The 16,991-nt window shown below is 70.4% G+C and carries 19 protein-coding genes; 17 read left to right on the top strand and 2 right to left on the bottom strand.

Annotation, left to right across the window (positions count from 1 at the left end):
* Positions 1-32: 32 nt before the first annotated feature.
* Both NQU54_RS26110 and NQU54_RS26105 read right to left on the bottom strand, forming a co-directional pair.
* Complete coding sequence (locus tag NQU54_RS26110) at positions 33-236, bottom strand: DUF6126 family protein (protein WP_257633250.1); 204 nt, start codon at positions 234-236, stop codon at positions 33-35.
* Positions 233-910 carry a helix-turn-helix domain-containing protein gene (locus tag NQU54_RS26105; protein ID WP_257633249.1) on the bottom strand — a complete coding sequence of 226 codons (678 nt, stop codon included), beginning with the start codon at positions 908-910 and terminating at the stop codon, positions 233-235. The genes NQU54_RS26110 and NQU54_RS26105 overlap by 4 nt, the downstream gene beginning before the upstream one ends.
* A gap of 169 nt (positions 911-1,079) precedes the next feature.
* Between NQU54_RS26105 and NQU54_RS26100 the strand changes: the two genes are divergently transcribed.
* The 17 genes from NQU54_RS26100 to NQU54_RS26025 all read left to right on the top strand — a co-directional run.
* Positions 1,080-1,508, top strand: coding sequence for a guanyl-specific ribonuclease (locus NQU54_RS26100; protein ID WP_100805839.1), 429 nt, complete (start codon positions 1,080-1,082; stop codon positions 1,506-1,508).
* Between the two features lie 275 nt (positions 1,509-1,783).
* Positions 1,784-2,752, top strand: coding sequence for a sugar kinase (locus tag NQU54_RS26095; RefSeq protein WP_257633248.1), 969 nt, complete (start codon positions 1,784-1,786; stop codon positions 2,750-2,752).
* A 258-nt stretch (positions 2,753-3,010) separates the two neighbouring features.
* Positions 3,011-3,664 carry a bifunctional 4-hydroxy-2-oxoglutarate aldolase/2-dehydro-3-deoxy-phosphogluconate aldolase gene (locus tag NQU54_RS26090; protein ID WP_257633247.1) on the top strand — a complete coding sequence of 218 codons (654 nt, stop codon included), beginning with the start codon at positions 3,011-3,013 and terminating at the stop codon, positions 3,662-3,664.
* Between the two features lie 320 nt (positions 3,665-3,984).
* Entirely contained in the window at positions 3,985-4,884 is a 900-nt protein-coding gene (locus NQU54_RS26085; protein WP_257633246.1) for a transporter substrate-binding domain-containing protein, read from the top strand.
* Between the two features lie 132 nt (positions 4,885-5,016).
* Positions 5,017-5,667, top strand: coding sequence for a TetR/AcrR family transcriptional regulator (locus tag NQU54_RS26080; RefSeq protein WP_257633245.1), 651 nt, complete (start codon positions 5,017-5,019; stop codon positions 5,665-5,667).
* Between the two features lie 282 nt (positions 5,668-5,949).
* A complete protein-coding gene (locus tag NQU54_RS26075; RefSeq protein ID WP_257633244.1) occupies positions 5,950-6,588 on the top strand; it encodes an HAAS signaling domain-containing protein in 639 nt (212 codons plus the stop codon).
* A gap of 152 nt (positions 6,589-6,740) precedes the next feature.
* Positions 6,741-7,508 carry a GntR family transcriptional regulator gene (locus tag NQU54_RS26070; RefSeq protein ID WP_257633307.1) on the top strand — a complete coding sequence of 256 codons (768 nt, stop codon included), beginning with the start codon at positions 6,741-6,743 and terminating at the stop codon, positions 7,506-7,508.
* A 284-nt stretch (positions 7,509-7,792) separates the two neighbouring features.
* Positions 7,793-8,782 carry a sugar ABC transporter substrate-binding protein gene (locus tag NQU54_RS26065; protein ID WP_257633243.1) on the top strand — a complete coding sequence of 330 codons (990 nt, stop codon included), beginning with the start codon at positions 7,793-7,795 and terminating at the stop codon, positions 8,780-8,782.
* Positions 8,779-9,831, top strand: coding sequence for an ABC transporter permease (locus tag NQU54_RS26060; protein ID WP_069867073.1), 1,053 nt, complete (start codon positions 8,779-8,781; stop codon positions 9,829-9,831). The genes NQU54_RS26065 and NQU54_RS26060 overlap by 4 nt, the downstream gene beginning before the upstream one ends.
* Positions 9,828-10,676 (top strand): ATP-binding cassette domain-containing protein, encoded by an 849-nt coding sequence (locus NQU54_RS26055; protein ID WP_257633242.1) that lies wholly within the window; start codon positions 9,828-9,830, stop codon positions 10,674-10,676. Before NQU54_RS26060 ends, NQU54_RS26055 begins: the two co-directional genes overlap by 4 nt.
* A gap of 227 nt (positions 10,677-10,903) precedes the next feature.
* The gene (locus NQU54_RS26050; protein ID WP_069867071.1) at positions 10,904-12,058 is read left to right on the top strand and encodes an ROK family glucokinase; all 1,155 of its coding nucleotides are present in this window, start codon (positions 10,904-10,906) and stop codon (positions 12,056-12,058) included.
* The gene (locus tag NQU54_RS26045) at positions 12,055-12,792 is read left to right on the top strand and encodes a hypothetical protein (RefSeq protein WP_257633241.1); all 738 of its coding nucleotides are present in this window, start codon (positions 12,055-12,057) and stop codon (positions 12,790-12,792) included. Before NQU54_RS26050 ends, NQU54_RS26045 begins: the two co-directional genes overlap by 4 nt.
* Before the next feature lie 770 nt (positions 12,793-13,562).
* Positions 13,563-14,051 (top strand): GNAT family N-acetyltransferase, encoded by a 489-nt coding sequence (locus tag NQU54_RS26040; protein WP_257633240.1) that lies wholly within the window; start codon positions 13,563-13,565, stop codon positions 14,049-14,051.
* 462 nt (positions 14,052-14,513) lie between these two features.
* Positions 14,514-15,143, top strand: a complete 630-nt coding sequence (locus NQU54_RS26035; RefSeq protein WP_257633239.1) for a hypothetical protein — start codon at positions 14,514-14,516, stop codon at positions 15,141-15,143.
* A 266-nt stretch (positions 15,144-15,409) separates the two neighbouring features.
* Positions 15,410-15,661, top strand: a complete 252-nt coding sequence (locus tag NQU54_RS26030) for a hypothetical protein (protein ID WP_257633238.1) — start codon at positions 15,410-15,412, stop codon at positions 15,659-15,661.
* Positions 15,662-16,059: 398 nt separating this feature from the next.
* Positions 16,060-16,191, top strand: a complete 132-nt coding sequence (locus tag NQU54_RS50205; protein WP_372506040.1) for a transposase — start codon at positions 16,060-16,062, stop codon at positions 16,189-16,191.
* A 79-nt stretch (positions 16,192-16,270) separates the two neighbouring features.
* Positions 16,271-16,991 (top strand): IS3 family transposase (locus NQU54_RS26025; RefSeq protein ID WP_257633237.1); only part of this gene is annotated, 721 nt, incomplete at its 3' end.

Here is a 16,991-nt window from a genome sequence, read left to right as displayed (position 1 = left end):
CGGCCCGTGGGCCACGCCCCGCCGGACTCCGCCTACTTCGCGCCCGCCACGTAGAAGAGGAGGAAGAGAAAGCCGGCGATGAAGTGGACGCCCACGAGGTAGATGAAGACCCGCACCGTGAACGTCATCGGCGCCCGGTCCTCCTCGCGCGGGCCGGTCCGGGCGTTCGCCGTCGGGGTGTCCGTCGGGGCGTGCGTCGGGGTGTCGGCGGCGCTCATGTCGTTCGCGTCCTTCATGGCATACCGTGCCTTCCTCGGCGAGGGGCGTCGCCGAGGCACAGCTCGGCCGCGCCGCTCTGGAGCAGCGTGTGGACGAAGAGCAGATCGACGCCGCCGGGTGAGGCGGCGGCGATGCGGTGCGGGGTGAGGGAGTCGAAATGGGCCGCGTCGCCCGGGGAGAGCGCGTGGATGGTCTCGCCGAGGGTCAGCCGCAGCCGGCCCCCCAGGACGTAGAGCCACTCCTCGCCGGGGTGGACCCGCACCAGATCCTCCTGGGCGGCGGACCGCTCCGGCACATGCAGCCGCAGCGCCTGCATGGCCCGGCCGGAGCCGCCGGCCTGCCAGTAGGTCCAGCCGCCCGCCGCCTGAGCCTCCATGCGGTCGGCCCGTACGACCGGGTCCCGCTCCGAGGACGTTTCGCCCAGCAGGTCGGATACCGTGGTTCCGTAGGTACGGGCCAAGGTCAGCAGCATCGGGAGCGAGGGCTGGCGGCGGCCCGTCTCCAGCCGGGACAGATGTGCGGGGGAGAGCCCGACGCGAAGGGCGGCGGCCTCGAGCGTAAGACCACTGCGTCGTCGCAGGTCACGCAGGCGGGGAGCGACAGTGGGCAGTTCGGCGGACGGTCCGCCGGGGTCACCGTCGGCCGGTCCGCCCGTGGGCCACTCGGCGGGCCCGTGGGGGAGCGGGTTCATATCTCCGGTATAGCCAGCCTTGACCTCTGAGGCAAAAGTTTTGCCCGAGAGGCAAAAGGTTACGCTTCCGTTACCTCTTCTGACGCTTCGCGCAGTTCTTGTGAACTCCCGGCGAACGGCGACGACTTGGGATTGACACACCAGCGTCTACGCGCGTCATGCTATCCGTATGACAATCCCCCCACGGATCGCCCGCATCGGTGCCCTCGGCGCCCTCGTCTCGACGCTGATCATCGGCGGTACGGCCACCGCGGCCACCGCCGTCACCCCGTCGGCATCGCAGACCGTTGCGTCGTCGCAGGTCATCGCGGCCGTTGGCGATATCTGCTACTCGGACCTGCCGTCCCAGGCCCATGACACCCTGGACCTGATCGAGCAGGGCGGCCCCTACCCGTTCCCCCAGGACGGCACCGTCTTCCAGAACCGTGAAGGCATCCTGCCGTCCCAGTCCTCCGGCTACTACCACGAGTACACCGTGATCACCCCGGGCTCCGACGACCGTGGCGCCAAGCGCATCGTCACCGGTAACAAGACGGACGAGGACTACTACACGTCCGACCACTACGCCTCGTTCGACCTGGTCGACTACGGCTGCTGACGCGGCCCCACCGAAGACCGCCACCCCCCGCCCTGCGGCCGCTGCCCCCACCGGGGCAGCGGCCGCAACATGGTGACGGCCCGTCCGCCCAGCCGGTCCGTCCGTCCGCCGATCCGTCCGCCGGTCCGCTCGTCCTTCCGCCCCCGCCCGCCTGCCCGTTGCCCGCCCGTTCGCCTCGCTCTACGCCCCGAAACGGTCACCGCCCGGGAACCCCGAGCGGGCCATTGTCGTTCCTTCCCGATACCGTCTCGGTAGCAGCGGACGTGCGGGGAGGCATGGTGGCGAACGGTCCGGAAGTGGTCACGTGCGGAGAAGCCATGCTCCTCCTGCTCGCCGAACCCGGAGTTCCGCTGGACCGGGCCATGCATTTCCGCAGGTCGGTGGCGGGGGCTGAATCCAATGTGGCCGTGGGCCTCGCCCGGCTCGGCCATGGTGTGCGCTGGCTCGGCCGGGTCGGTGCCGATCCCGCGGGGGAGGCGGTGCTGCGCGAGCTGCGCGCCGACTGTGTGGATGTCGCCCACGCGATCGTGGACGACTACGCCCCCACCGGGCTGCTGATGCGGGACAGCCACGCGTACCGCGCCATCGATGTGCAGTACTACCGCATGGGGTCGGCCGCCTCCCGGCTGACGCCCGAGCAGATACGCCCCGAGGCCCTCCACGGCACCCGGCTGCTGCACCTGTCCGGGATCACGCCGATGCTCTCGCCGACCGCGGCGGCCGCGAGCCGCCGCCTGGTGGAGCTGGCCCGGGAGGCCGGGGCCAGGGTCTCCTTCGATCCGAACGTACGGCACAAGCTGGGCGGCGCGGCGCAGTGGGCCCAGACGGCGGGCCCGTTGCTGCGCGACGCCGATATCGTCCTCGCGGGCGAGGACGAGTTGGAGCTGCTGACCGCCCAACCCGCCGACGAGGCCGCGCGGGAGCTGCTGCGCGGCGGGGCCGACGAGGTCGTGATCAAGCGCGCCGACCACTCCTCGACCGTTCTCACCGCGGACGGCAGCTGGGATCAACTGCCCCATGCGGTGCCGGTCGTCGACCCGATCGGGGCCGGTGACGGCTTCACGGCCGGCTATCTGTCGGCGCGTCTGCGCGGGCTGCACGAGGACCAGGCGCTCGCCGAGGCGGCGTGCGTGGCCGCCCTGGTCGTCCAGGCCGCCACCGATACGGACGGGCTGCCCACCGCCGCCGCGCGGGACCGGGCGCTCGCCGAGCTGTCCAAGGGCGGGGATCCGGCATATCGCTGAGCCGCCCCGCCGTAGCCACGGACCGCCCGGAGAGCGCGGACACCGCGCACAACAGCGCACAACACATACAGCACACATAGGACCCACAGCACGGAGCAGCACGGACAGCACCGGTAACACCGACCAGCCCGATACCGATCCACCAAGCGCATCACAGCACCGCACATCGTCCACCGCACACCGACAACGCCGCATATCCCGGAGGCAAGCCGGGGCGGCATCGCCAGCAGCACTGGGAGAGGAAAGGCGGCGACCGCCGTGTACCGCTGGGAGATCACCCGGGCCGCGCTCGCACAGCGCGTTCTCGCCATCGTCCGCAGCGACAGCTACGACCACGCCCATGCCACGGCGGACAGTCTGCTCTCCGCCGGTATCACCAGCCTGGAGATCTCGCTGACCACGCCCTTCGCCCTGGAGGCGGTCACCACCCTGATCCGGGAGGTCGGCGATGACGCGGTGATCGGCGCGGGCACGGTGCTCGATGCCGCCTCGGCCCGGATGGCGGTGGACGCGGGCGCCCGCTTCCTCGTCTCACCGAGCCTGGACCCCGAGGTCATCCGCACCGGTCACCGCTACGGCCTGCCGGTCTTCCCCGGCGTGGCCACGTCCACCGAGGCGGTGCGCGCGATGGAGCTGGGCGCGGACGCCCTGAAGCTCTTCCCCGCCTCCGCCTACGGGCCCCGATGGGTCAGCGATGTACGGGCCGCGCTGCCGCAGGCCGCCGTGATCCCCACCGGCGGGGTGACCCTGGCCGAGGCCCCGGACTGGATCGCGGCCGGGGCCGTCGCCTGCGGGATGGGCTCGGCGCTGTCCGAGGGCGACCGGGACACCGTGGGCAAGCGCGCCGCCGAGCTGCTGGCCCGCCTCGCGGATGTGGCGCCACCGCTGGACTCGGCCCAGGAGCTGTTCTGACGGCGGTGCATGAGCCGTTCCGACCGGCGGCCCGCAAGCCGTTCCGACCGGCGGCCCGCAAGCCGTTCCGACCGGCGGCCCGCAGGCCGTTTCGGCGGCGTCGTGCGAGCCTTACGGCGACATGCGAGCCGTAAGGACGCCGACACGCGAGCCGTAAGGACGCCGACACGCGAGCTGTAAGGACGCCGACACGCGAGCCGTAACGACGGCGGCATCCGGCCGGTGGTCAACGGCTTCCCGTGGGACGGGACTTCTGCCACCCTGAGCGCGCTGTGATCATGCGGCTCGTAGCGGCCGCCCGCCCGCGCCCAGGAGGTGCCGTGAGACGTACCGTCACGCTGTCCGCCCTCGCCGCCGTGCTCGCCGTCACCGCCGCAGGTTCGGCACTGGCCGTCGGCACGGCGAAGCCCACCTCGAAGCCCACGTCGAAGTCCGAGCCGAAGGCCGAGTCGGTGCGGGCGTCCGCCGCCGACCGCGCTCGGCAGCAGCGCGGCACCCTGCTCGACCGGGTGCCCGAGCGCGGGGTGCTGAAGGTGTGCACCACGGGCGACTACCGGCCCTTCAGCCATCGCGACCCCACGTCCGGCGCCTACACCGGTATCGACATCAAGATGGCCGGGGATCTCGCCAAGAGCCTGGACGCCAAACCGGCGTTCGTGCCCACCACCTGGGCCACCTTGGTGGACGACCTCGTCGCCGGGCGCTGCGACGTCGGCATGGGCGGGGTGTCGGTGACCCTGGAACGCGCCCGTAAGGCGTACTTCAGCGAGCCGTACCTCACCGACGGCAAGACGCCGATCGTGCGCTGCGAGGACAAGGACAAGTACCGCACGCTGGAGGAGATCGACAAACCGGGCGTACGGGTGGTGGTCAACCCGGGCGGCACCAATGAGCAGTTCGCCCGAGCCCATGTCGAACAGGCCACCCTCACCGTCCATCCGGACAACACCACGATCTTCGACGAGATCATCGAGGGCCGCGCCGATGTGATGATGACGGACGCCAGCGAGACCCGCTACCAGTCCGCCATCCACCCGGAGCTGTGCGCGGTCCACCCCGACGAGCCGTTCTCGTTCTCCGAGAAGGCGTACGCCCTGCCGCGCGGCGACGCGCAGTTCAAGGAGTACGTCGACCAGTGGGTCCATCTGTCCACGCACGACGGCACGTACCAGAAGTACGAGGATGAATGGATGAAGCGGATGAAACGGTCGAAGCGCTGAAGTCGTTGGAGCCGCCGAAGCCCTGAGCGGGCAGTGCGGCGGCGGACGCCCGGCGGCTGAAAATCTCGGCACCGGTGTACGACTCTCGCGTCCGCCGCCCTTCCGCGGCGCCCGGAGCGGGAAGATGGCCCCATGAGTCCCGCCCATCCCGTGCGCCGCCGCTCGGACGCCGTCGCCAACCGCGCTGCCCTCCTCGACGCGGCCGAGCGGGTTCTGCTCCGTGACGGGCCCGCCGTGCCGCTGGACGTGGTGGCGCGCGAGGCCGGGGTCGGCATCGCCACGCTGTACCGGAACTTCGCCGACCGCGAGGAGCTGTACGCGGCCGTCACCCACCGCTCCTACGCGTTCGTGGCCGCCCTCGCCCAGGAGGCGGAGGACAGCGCGGCGCCGCCGCTGGACGCGCTGGCCGGTTTCCTGGACCGGCTCCTCGCCGAATGCCGCCATCTCGCCCTGCCGCTGCTCGGCGGCCCTCTACCGGAGGACGGAGGCGATCCCCTCGGCCCGCGGATCTCCCGGTCGCTGGCGGCCGTTCTGAAGCGGGGCATGGACGACGGTTCGATCCGCCCCGACGCCACCGCGGCCGACCTCGTGGTCACCGGCGCGATGCTCGCGCCCGCCCAACTCCCGCCCGAAGCCTGGGGCCGCGCCGCCCGCCGTATCGCCGCACTCGTCCTGGACGGTCTGCGCGCCCGCTCCGACACCGTCCGGCTCCCGGCCGGGCTCACCGGGACCGAACTGGACCGGGCCATGACCCGTGGCGGGGGCGAGACACCGGCCTACTGAGCGCTCCGCTGGACGTGCCCTGACCTGCCGTCGATCGTCCGCGGCGCCGTCGTGGCCGGTCGCGCCCGCGCGACGGAGCCGCATATCGATCGCGGCCCCGCGCCCCTTCGGGGCGCCACCGAACCGCCGCCGACTTCCGCCGAGCCGCGTAGCCTGTCGACCGCAGCGGGATGCGCATTTGCGCGAATCCGGGCGCGGCTCCCGTGCGGGTGCTACACGCTGACGGATGCCGGTTGTAACGCCCTGGACCGGTGACCGTTTCCTCGTACCCGGAGAGACGACATGAGCAGTCCCCTCAGCCACCCCCTCGTGCGGACCTTTCTGTCCTCGGTCGAGCGGCGGACCGCGGCGCTGCCCGCCGCGTGGCGGGAGGAGTTGCTCGAGGATCTGCGCGAGGAGATCGCGGCGGCGCTGGCGGACGACCTCGGCGAGGACGCCTCCGGGGAACCCGCTGGGGACCACGGCACGATCGGCGAGGAGCGGGTGCGGCGGGTGCTCGACTGGATCGGAACCCCGGAGGAGATCGCGGCGGACGCGCTGGCCGAGGAGTCCGGCAGCATCCCACCCGAACCGGAGAACGTCGGCGCCACCTGGACGACGCTCGGCATCGCCGTGCTGCCCGTGCCGCTGTGCCTGGTCCCGGGGGTCGGCATACCGCTGGGGCTGGTCGCCGCGCTCGGCGCGCTGGTCCGGCTGTGGCGGTCCGCGCCGTGGGCGCGGCGCGAGAAGCGGCAGGCCACCCTGTTCGTCCTGTCGCCCCTGGTGACGGTGCCGGTGCTGGCGGCGGCCCTCTCCCTGGCGTTCGACGGGATCACCGCCCCCGCGTTCGTGGCCTCCTTGCTGATAGCGCTCACCCTGCCGGTGGCCGGCGCGATACGGCTGGCCCGGTCCGCCGCCCGGCTGCGCGAACGGACCTGGTAGGGCGTGTAGGGCACCTGGCAGGGCGGGTAGGCCCAAGTGATCGGTTGACAGCGTTGTCGGCCCCGTGGGGCCGCCTGTGCGTAGTTTGTCCGGACAACAGAACTTCACGACTTCCCGTCATGTGCTCATCCGGATACCCTCGGCCCGTGGCTATGGAGGAAGAAGACTCTTCGGGCGGGGCGGAGGCGCTCCAGCTCAGCGTCGATCGCAGCAGTCCGGTCCCGCTGTACTTCCAGCTGTCCCAGCAGCTCGAAGCGGCGATCGAGCAGGGGCGGCTGGCGCCCGGGAGCCTGCTGGGCAATGAGATCGAGCTGGCCGGGCGGCTCGGGCTGTCCCGCCCCACCGTCCGGCAGGCCATTTCGTCGCTGGTCGACAAGGGGCTGCTGGTGCGCCGCCGGGGCGTGGGCACCCAGGTGGTGCACAGCCAGGTCAAGCGTCCGCTGGAGCTGAGCAGCCTCTACGACGACCTGGAGGCGGCCGGTCAGCGCCCCGCCACCCGGGTGCTGCGGAACACCACCGAGTCCGCGACCGCCGAGGTGGCCGCCGCGCTCGGCATCGCCGAGGGCGCCGAGGTGGTGCTGATCGAGCGGCTGCGGCTGGCGCACGGCGAGCCCATGGCCCATCTGCGCAACCACCTCCCCGTGGGCCTGCTCAAGCTGGACAGCGCCGAGCTGGAGGACACCGGGCTCTACCGGCTGATGCGCGCCGCCGGGATCACCCTGCACAGCGCCCGCCAGGCGGTCGGCGCCCGTGCGGCCACCGCGGAGGAGGGGAAGCAGCTCGGGGAGCCGGCGGGCGCGCCCCTGCTGACCATGGAGCGCACGACCTTCGACGACACCGGCCGGGCCGTGGAGTTCGGCTCGCACATCTACCGGGCCTCGCGCTACGCCTTCGAGTTCCAGCTGCTCGTACGCCCCTGAACCCCGCGCCGAGCCCCGCGGCCGGCCCGCGCCCGCACCGCGCTTCCACCCCGCGCCGGGCCCTTTTGTCCTTGACGTGTGCCGCGTCCCCGGTTACAAGTCCTCCAGCCGTACGGGCGCCGGGCCGCTGACCACCCCGGAAGTCCCGGCGAGTACCGGTGACGGATACTTGGGCGGCGGCCGGGACCGATCATGCGGTACCCGGCCGTGAAGGTGACAGCGGGACGAACAGACAGTGAGAAGGGCGGGTCTTCGTGGCGAAGGTGCGGAGAGGGGCGCGCGCGATGACCGCGGCCGTGCTCGCGGCGGTGCTGGGTACGGCGTTGGCGGCGTGCAGCGATACGGGCGGCAAGCGCGCCGAGGAGCGGGCGGCCCGGGAGGCGGCCGCCGGGGGACGGGCCGCGGTCAACACCCCGAAGTGGACCTTCGCCATGGTCACCCACTCCGGCGACGGCGACACCTTCTGGGACATCGTCCAGAGCGGTGCCAAGCAGGCCGCGGTCAAGGACAACATCCGGTTCCTCTACGCCCACAACGAGGAGGGCAAGGAGCAGGCCCAGCTGGTCCAGTCCTACCTCGATCAGAAGGTCGACGGCCTGATCGTCACCCTCGCCAAGCCCGACGCCATGAAGTCCGTGATGAAGAAGGCACAGAAGGCCGGGATACCGGTGATCACCGTCAACTCCGGCTCCGAGGTGTCCAAGGCGTTCGGCGCGCTCACCCACGTCGGCCAGGACGAGACCATCGCGGGCGAGGCCGTCGGCGACGAGCTCAACAAGCGGGGCCGCGAGAAGGCGCTGTGCGTGATCCACGAGCAGGGCAACGTGGGCCTGGAGCAGCGCTGCGACGGTGCGGCCAAGACCTTCGACGGCAAGATGGAGAAGATTTACGTCGAGGGCACCAACATGCCCGATGTGCAGTCCTCGATCGAGGCCAAGCTCCAGTCGGACAAGGGCATCGACACCGTGGTCACCCTCGGCGCGCCCTTCGCGGACACCGCGGCCAAGGCCGCCGACTCGGCGGGCAGCAAGGCCGAGATCGACACCTTCGACCTCAACGCCAAGGTGGCCGCCTCGCTCCAGAGCGGCAAGCTGGGCTTCGCCGTGGACCAGCAGCCGTACCTCCAGGGCTATGAGGCCGTGGACCTGCTGTGGCTCAACCGCTACAACGCCGATGTGCTCGGCGGTGGCAAGCCGGTGCTCACCGGTCCGCAGATCATCACCAAGGACGACGCCGCCGAGCTCGCGTCGTACACGAAGCGGGGGACCCGATGAGCGCGGAGGCACCGCCCGCCGAAGAGGAGCTCTCGTCCCCGCGGCCGGTGCGCGGCTCGCTGCCGCGGCGGCTGGTGGGCCGGCCGGAACTGGGCGCGGTCGTCGGCGCCGTGGCCGTCTTCGTCTTCTTCTCGGCCGTCGCCGACGCCTTCCTCCAGTGGTCCAGCTTCAGCACCGTGCTGTACGCCTCCTCGACCATCGGGATCATGGCGGTGCCGGTGGCGCTGCTGATGATCGGCGGGGAGTTCGATCTGTCGACCGGGGTCCTGGTGACCAGTTCGGCGCTGATCTCCTCGATGTTCTCGTACCAGATGACGGCGAACGTGTGGGTCGGCGTCGGGGTGTCCCTGCTGGCCACCCTCGCGATCGGCTTCTTCAACGGCTATCTGCTGGTCCGCACCAATCTGCCGAGCTTCATCATCACGCTCGGCACCTTCCTGATCCTCCAGGGCTGCAACCTCGGCTTCACCAAGCTGATCAGCGACACCGTCTCCACCAAGAGCATCGCCGACATGGAGGGCTTCCCCTCCGCCCACAAGGTCTTCGCCTCGCATCTGACCATCGGCGACGTCGAGGTGCAGATCACCGTCCTGTGGTGGTTCGCCCTGATCGCGCTCGCCACCTGGATCCTGCTGCGCACCCGCGCCGGAAACTGGATCTTCGCGGTGGGCGGCGCCAAGGAGGCGGCCCGCGCGGTCGGCGTACCGGTGGCGCGCACCAAGATCGGGCTCTATCTGGGCGTCGCGCTGGCCGCCTGGATCTCCGGCCAGCATCTGCTGTTCAACTACGACGTGGTCCAGTCCGGCGAGGGCGTGGGCAATGAGCTGCTCTACATCATCGCCGCCGTCATCGGCGGCTGTCTGCTGACCGGTGGCTACGGCTCGGCGGTCGGCGCGGCCGTCGGCGCGTTCATCTTCGGCATGACCAACAAGGGCATCGTCTACGCGCAGTGGGGCGCCGACTGGTTCAAGTTCTTCCTCGGGGCGATGCTGCTGCTCGCCACACTGCTCAACTGGTGGGTCCGCAAGCGGGCGGAGGAGAGCAAATGAGTACGTCCCAGACATCCGAGACATCTCCGGCATCCCGGACGGCCCTGGTCGCGTTGCGCGACATCAGTAAGTACTACGGCAATGTCCAGGCCCTGGACGGCGTCTCCCTCGAGGTGCACGCCGGGGAGATCACCTGCGTCCTCGGGGACAACGGCGCGGGCAAGTCCACCCTCATCAAGATCGTCGCCGGGCTGCACCAGCACGACGGCGGCACCTTCACCATCGAGGGGGAGGAGACCCGGCTCGGCTCCCCGCGCGAGGCCCTCGACCGCGGGATCGCCACGGTCTACCAGGATCTGGCCGTGGTCCCGCTGATGCCGGTGTGGCGGAACTTCTTCCTCGGTTCCGAGATCCACAAGGGCCGCGGCCCGCTCCGGCGCCTCGATGTGGCGGCGATGCGCGCCACGACCCACCGCGAACTGCTGCGCATGGGCATCGAGCTGCACGATGTCGACCAGCCCATCGGCACCCTCTCCGGCGGTCAGCGCCAGTGCGTGGCCATCGCCCGCGCCGTCCACTTCGGGGCGAAGGTGCTGATCCTCGACGAGCCGACGGCGGCGCTGGGCGTCAAGCAGTCCGGGGTCGTGCTCAAGTACGTCGCGGCCGCCCGGGACGCGGGCCTCGGGGTGGTCCTCATCACCCACAACCCGCACCACGCCTATCTCGTCGGCGACCGCTTCGTCCTGCTCAAGCGGGGTGCCATGGCGGGCAGCCACGCCAAGGACGAGATCGCCCTGGAGGAGCTCACCCGGCAGATGGCGGGCGGCAGCGAGCTGGAGCAGCTCAGCCATGAGCTGGCCCGCACCCCCGCCCCCGATCTCTCGGGAGGGGCCGCCAAGGGCTGAGCGGCCGGGCCGTCGGCCGTGTTCTGGTGCTTCCCATGGGCTTCGCGCCGTAGGCTCGCCATGCGGCATGAGGCGCGGGTGAGGCACAATCGCACGGCGGGCCACACCCGCCACGACCGACGCACCCGAGGCCCCGCGGCCTCCCGAGACCCCCGCAGGGACGACGAACTCTTGCGAGCACGTACCCGCAGCGACCGCACCCCCCACACCGGCGAGGGGGCCGGCCGATGAGCATCTACCGCGAACGAGTGCACCGGGGCTCGGCCCGGGCCACCGTGCTGCGGACCGTCGGCACCCGTGAGCGCCGCTCGCACCTCAGCGCGCCCCGGGTGCCCACGGTCGGCATCGACATCGGCGGCACCAAGGTGATGGCCGGGGTGGTCGACGCCGACGGCAACATCCTCGAGAAGCTGCGCACCGAGACCCCGGACAAGTCCAAGAGCCCCAAGGTCGTCGAGGACACCATCACCGAGCTGGTGCTGGACCTCTCCGACCGGCACGATGTGCACGCCGTGGGCATCGGCGCCGCGGGCTGGGTGGACGCCGACCGCAACCGCGTGCTGTTCGCGCCGCATCTGTCCTGGCGCAACGAACCGCTGCGCGACCGGCTCGCGGAGCGGCTCGACGTCCCGGTCATGGTCGACAACGACGCCAACGCCGCCGCGTGGGCGGAGTGGCGGTTCGGCGCCGGGCGCGGCGAGGACCATCTCGTCATGATCACCCTCGGCACCGGGATCGGCGGCGCGATCCTGGAGGACGGCCAGGTCAAGCGCGGCAAGTACGGGGTCGCCGGGGAGTTCGGCCATATGCAGGTCGTCCCGGCCGGCCACCGCTGCCCCTGCGGCAACCGCGGCTGCTGGGAGCAGTACAGCTCCGGCAACGCCCTCGTCCGCGAGGCCCGCGAGCTGGCCGCCGCCGAATCGCCGGTGGCGTACGGGATCACCGACCGGGTCGGCGGCAACATCCAGGAGATCACCGGACCGCTGATCACCGAGCTGGCCCGCCAGGGCGACGCCATGTGCGTCGAGCTGCTCCAGGACATCGGCCAGTGGCTCGGCGTCGGCATCGCCAACCTCGCCGCCGCCCTCGACCCCTCCTGCTTCGTCATCGGCGGAGGCGTCAGCGCCGCCGACGATCTGCTGATCGGCCCCGCGCGGGACGCCTTCCGGCGCACCCTCACCGGCCGCGGCTACCGGCCGGAGGCCCGGATCGTCAAGGCGCAGCTGGGCCCCGAGGCCGGGATGGTCGGCGCCGCCGACCTCGCCCGGCTGGTGGCCCGCCGCTTCCGGCGCGCCAACCGCCGCCGCGTCGAGCGGTACGAGCGCGCCGGGTCCTACTCCCCGCTGCGGCTGGCGCCGCGCAGCCAGGCGGGCCGCGAGTGACCGCCGCCGAGCAGCACCCCGGCCCCGCGATGCCCCCGGCCGACGGCGTTCGCCCGACCGACGGCATGCGCCCCGCCGACGGCATGCGCCCCGGCGGCCCCACGCCCGGTGGACCCGCCCCCGGAGGACCGGCCCCCGGAGGACCCGCCCCCGGCGGGCTCACACCCGGCGGCCCCACGCCTGGCGGACCCACATCCGGCGGGCCGGTGCCCGGCGGTGGCCGTCCGCCCCGCCGCTGGCTCAAGGCCCTGGTCGTCTTCCTGCTGATCGCGATCCCGGCGGGCTATCTGGTGATCTCCGCCATCCAGAGCCGCAACGGCGGTGAGGACAAGGCGGAGGCGGCGTCGGCCAAGGGCCTCAGCGCGGGCTATCCGACCCGGGTGCAGCGGCGCATATACGACGTGCCGGTGCCGCCCCACTCCAAGAAGGTCGCGTTCTACGAGACCAACTCCTGGAAGGTCAGCTCGCTGTACGTGCAGTTCGTCACGGACCGCGATGGTCTCGACGCCTTTCTGGCCAAGATCGGCACCCGCCGCTCCGCCCTGGAGGAGGGCGAGGTGACCATCACCGGCGAGCAGGCGAAGAAGGTCGGCTGGCAGGTCGGAGCGGCCGGTCACGACTGGGCCGGGATGGTGCTCAAGCAGAAGGATCCGCAACCGAAACTGAGGATCACGGTCAAGTTCGACAGCCCGGCGCATCCGAAGGTTTACGTGGTCTCCACGGTTACGCCGTAGGTCCTTCACATCCTGGGCGCATCGCGCCCGAAAACCCCGCCGCTCGTGTCGGATACCGTTTTCGGGTGAGCGAGACGAAGACACTTCAGTACCGGACCGACGGACCCGAGGACGGGCCCGTGCTCGTCCTCGGACCGTCGTTGGGCACCACCTGGCATAGGTTGTAGAGACCGTCCGGGGGCGTCCGGCCAGTCCAAGGTGAGCGCGTAATGCCAGGTCAGGGCATTCTGAGCCGGGGGAGTCGACGCAGTCGGTGATAGGCGTGTGAGAACGGCGTGCGACGAGAAGCCCCGCGGGTGCGGCCTGGCGGGGTTTCCGAACAGGTGGGTTACAACGCCGGCGCGGGAGCCATTGCACTCGGTTGTCCTCTTGGGAGCCACCCGAAGCAAGGACACAGCGACGGCACGCGTTATACGGCCGATGCGCAACACACGACCCAGGGACTTGGCGCGATCAACCAGGACACATCCGTTTGCTCGCACAAATTTTGACGTCTCCTGATGCGGCTCAGGAGGCCAGCCTGAAGTCGTCCTGCACAGGCTGGCCCTCGCTGCGGCAGGCCCAGGGGAAGCAGCTGGTTGACCACCCCGTTCTCCGGCTCTTCCGCAGCGGTTCGGGCGTCCCAGTTGCTGTCGGCATGCGGCTGATGCGGCGGCAGTGACTTGGTCGATCGGGGCCTGGGCAGGCGGTCCCCGGGAGCGGTGCAGGAATCCTGCCTGAGCAACCGACCCGCCGCACGACGGCACCCCCCGGTGCGAAATACTCTCCCGATGAGTTCACGCACTTCCCCGATCGGCCAGCCGATCACGATACGGAGGGCCGTCGCGCGGGATGCCAAACGGCTCACGCGGCTCGTGCGTGGCTCAGGCGCCTACGAGGGTAGGTACGCAGCCGCAGTCGCGGGCTACCGGGTCGGTCCTGATTACATCGAGGCCCACCGCGCCTTTGTGGCCGTTGGCGCCGACGAGCATGGAGGCCGGGTCCTCGGGTTCTACTCGCTCGTCCTCGCTCCACCGGAGCTCGACCTGCTGTTCGTCGCTGACGAAGCGCAAGGACGGGGTATTGGACGGCTGCTCGTCGCGCACGTGCAGTCCGAGGCCCGTGCCGCCGGGCTCGACCGTGTCAAGGTCGTGTCGCATCTTCCCGCCGAGGGCTTCTACCACCGCGCTGGTGCAGTGCGGACCGGGACCGCGTACGCGAACCCGCCCGCCGTGCCGTGGGACCGTCCCGAATTCGAGTTTCGCGTTTCTTCGGAATGACGCGGTGTGCCGGTTCGCAGACTGCCCGAGGCCGCGTGCCTCGGGCAGCAGCAGACGCGCCAGCTCGGGACACATGCGCCGGAAGTGGATCGCCACGAAGATGATCGCGGCCAGCACCTCGCGGTCCCCGGACCGCTGCCGGCCCCCGCCCTGCGACCGCGCGGTACTCCGGCACCGACCGGCGGAACAGGTTCCGCAGCGCGGACTGCCAAAAGAAACGTCCCAATGGGTCGTGCGTCGCGAAACCTCAGCGGCAGGGCCACAGCGGCCTCTACGATGTCCACTCGGCTTGATCATCCTCTGGAGCACCATGCGCCTCGAGCACATTGCGATCGACAACTTTCGTGGACTGAACCACGTGGACATGCCATTCTCGCGGTTGGTTGCCTTATTGGCGAGAACAATGCTGGGAAGTCGTCCGTGTTCCAGGCCCTCAACATGTTTTTACGCTCGGGTTCCGCCGTGGAGACTGACTTTCTGAACCCTGCGCGGCCGGTTCGGATCCAGCTCTCTTTCAGGGGCATCGACGGCGCGGACCTACAGCGCCTCGAGGAGAGCCACCGGTCTCGCATTACGCCTGAGATCCATGGCGGGCGCCTCACCCTTGCGCGGACATATAGGGGGCCGGGCAAGGGTGAGATGTGGCTGGTCAAGAAGGTGCCGGGCGATCCCCGTTACCGCAAGGCGGTCCTTGAGGAGATTGTCAGGTCCAAGATCTCCCCCGAGGAGCTCACGGAGAACGTTAAGCACACCTATCCGGAGATCTTCGAGAAGTTGTCCGGGAAAATTACTCGTGTCGCAGTCAGGCGGGAGTGGGGCGAACTTGTCGCTGCGCTTCCTGACACGGACTACGTCACGGGTGACGATCCGCTGTCGACGGGGCTGGACAAGTCGGTGGCTGCCCTGTTGCCGGAGCCGATTTACATCCCGGCAGTGAAGGAACTGAACGACGACCTCAAGACCAGCTCGACGGCGACGAGCCGAACAACAAGCTCGATCGGGCCCGCAAGTTCTGCGAGCGGTACACCACCGCAGGAGACATCCGTGGTCTTCCTGTCTTCGAGGAGACGGATGCCTGTGAGTTCGACTTGATTTTCGAAGCCTTCTTCGGCTCATCTACACCGCAACCAGGAGTGGTTGAGCTCCCACTGCAGGTGGCAGCTGATGCGCGCGGACCTCAACCAGTGGACATGGCAACCTCAGAATGACCGGCGAGGGCCGACTGTCAGGGCCCGGAGGCCAGCGGCCCTCTTGCAGGACCGCGAAGAAGATAACGGGGCGGACAGCTGACCACCGCGACCGACCCGCCCGATCACATGCTCCACGCGGGCGCGGAATCTTTCGTCCATGCTGTGCGGGTGGACAACATCGACAGTCGTCTTGAAGACGCGGGGCGGGCGTTCCTGGGCGCGGCATGGGATCGGCTTCTGAAGGAGCGGGTGGTTCCGCCGCCGACCTTCACCCGTATCTTCAGGTCGGACGCGACTACTTCGGGGGTTCCGTCAGCTCGCTGGCCGAGTACCGGGCACTCGAAGAAGCGATCATCGCTTCTCATCCTCGCTTCGACACAGGTCGGCCACTGGCCGAGCGCGAATTCCCTGCTGGACTGATCTTCAGTTTCCTGGTGACGTTCATTGCCCGGCTGGCCTCGCGAACGGGTGGAGTTCTCGCTCGGAGGACCAGCCGCGGAGCAGTCGCTGCGTGACTTGGTCCAGGCGGTCCCACGCAGACGAGTGCGAGGTTGCCTGCTGCCGGATCGTCTCTCACATGACCACCACAGACAGTCAGCCGGTCGAGTTCGCCGGCGTCCGCGTCGAGCCGGTGATTTCGGAGGCGGCCGATGAGCTGGCCCCGGATTCGTGGAGTCCCTGAAGCCAGGCTTATGATCCTGGCCCGAAGGAGAACCACGAGCAGTGCCAGCACCACGTAAGTACCCGGACGAGCTCCGCGAGCGGGCCGTCCGCGAGGTCCGCACCACCGGCCGTCCGATCGCACACGTCGCAAGGACCTGGGCATCCACAAGGAGGCCCTGCGCGGGTGGGTCCGCCAGGCTGAGGCGGACGCCGGCGAACGCGACGACCGGCTGACCACCGCAGAGCGGGAAGAGCTGAGGCAACTTCGTGGGAAAACACGGAGTTGAGGCGGGCGAACGAGATTCTGAAGGCCGCGAGCGCGTTTTTTGCGGCGGAAATCGACCGTCCCCGGACGAGGCCGACCAGGTGATCGAGCACCTCAGGGACAAGGGCCTCGGGGTCGGGTTCGTCTGCCGGGTGCTGGGGCTGTCCGAGTCGGCGTACTACGCGCGCAAGAAGCGGCCGAAGTCGGCCCGCCGGCTGCGTGACGAGCAGCTAATGCCGCTGATCGAGCAGGTCCATGCCGAGTCCGGCGGCACCTATGGCGTCCGCCGGATCACCCGCGCGCTGCGGCGCAGGGGTGTGCAGGTGGCCCGCTGCACCGTCGAGCGGCTGATGGGCGAGCTGGGCGTGGAGGGCGTCATCCGCGGCCCGCGGCGCCGTACCACCGTGCCGGAGCCGTCGGCACCCAGGCCGCCGGACCTGGTCGACCGTGACTTCACCGCGAGCCGGCCCGACCAGCTCTGGGTGGCCGACATGACCTATGTCCGCACCTGGACGGGCTGGGTATACGTGTTTGTTCTTCGAGCCTGCAGGCCGCCCGGGACCTGGCCGGGACGGTTTCGGTGCGGTCGCTGGACGGGCCGTGGTCGCGCGGACGTTGCGAAACCCCCGCCGCACCCGGGCGGGGGTGAGTCGGCGGGGCTCGGCCGGTCGTTCCCAGGGGCGGCGGAGGTCCTCGGCGAGGGGCCGGGCGAGGCGGAGCTGGGTGTGGGCGGCGATGATGAGCCAGGTCCACAGGTCGGCGGTGTCCGCGTGGCGGACCTTCGGGGCGGTCCAGCCGAGGGTCTGTTTCATGAGCCGGAAG

The organism is Streptomyces malaysiensis subsp. samsunensis (assembly GCF_024519315.1).
GTDB classification, from domain to species: domain Bacteria; phylum Actinomycetota; class Actinomycetes; order Streptomycetales; family Streptomycetaceae; genus Streptomyces; species Streptomyces malaysiensis.
The sequence above is the reverse complement of the archived record's forward strand: the minus strand, read 5'-3'. Positions and strand labels throughout refer to the sequence as shown.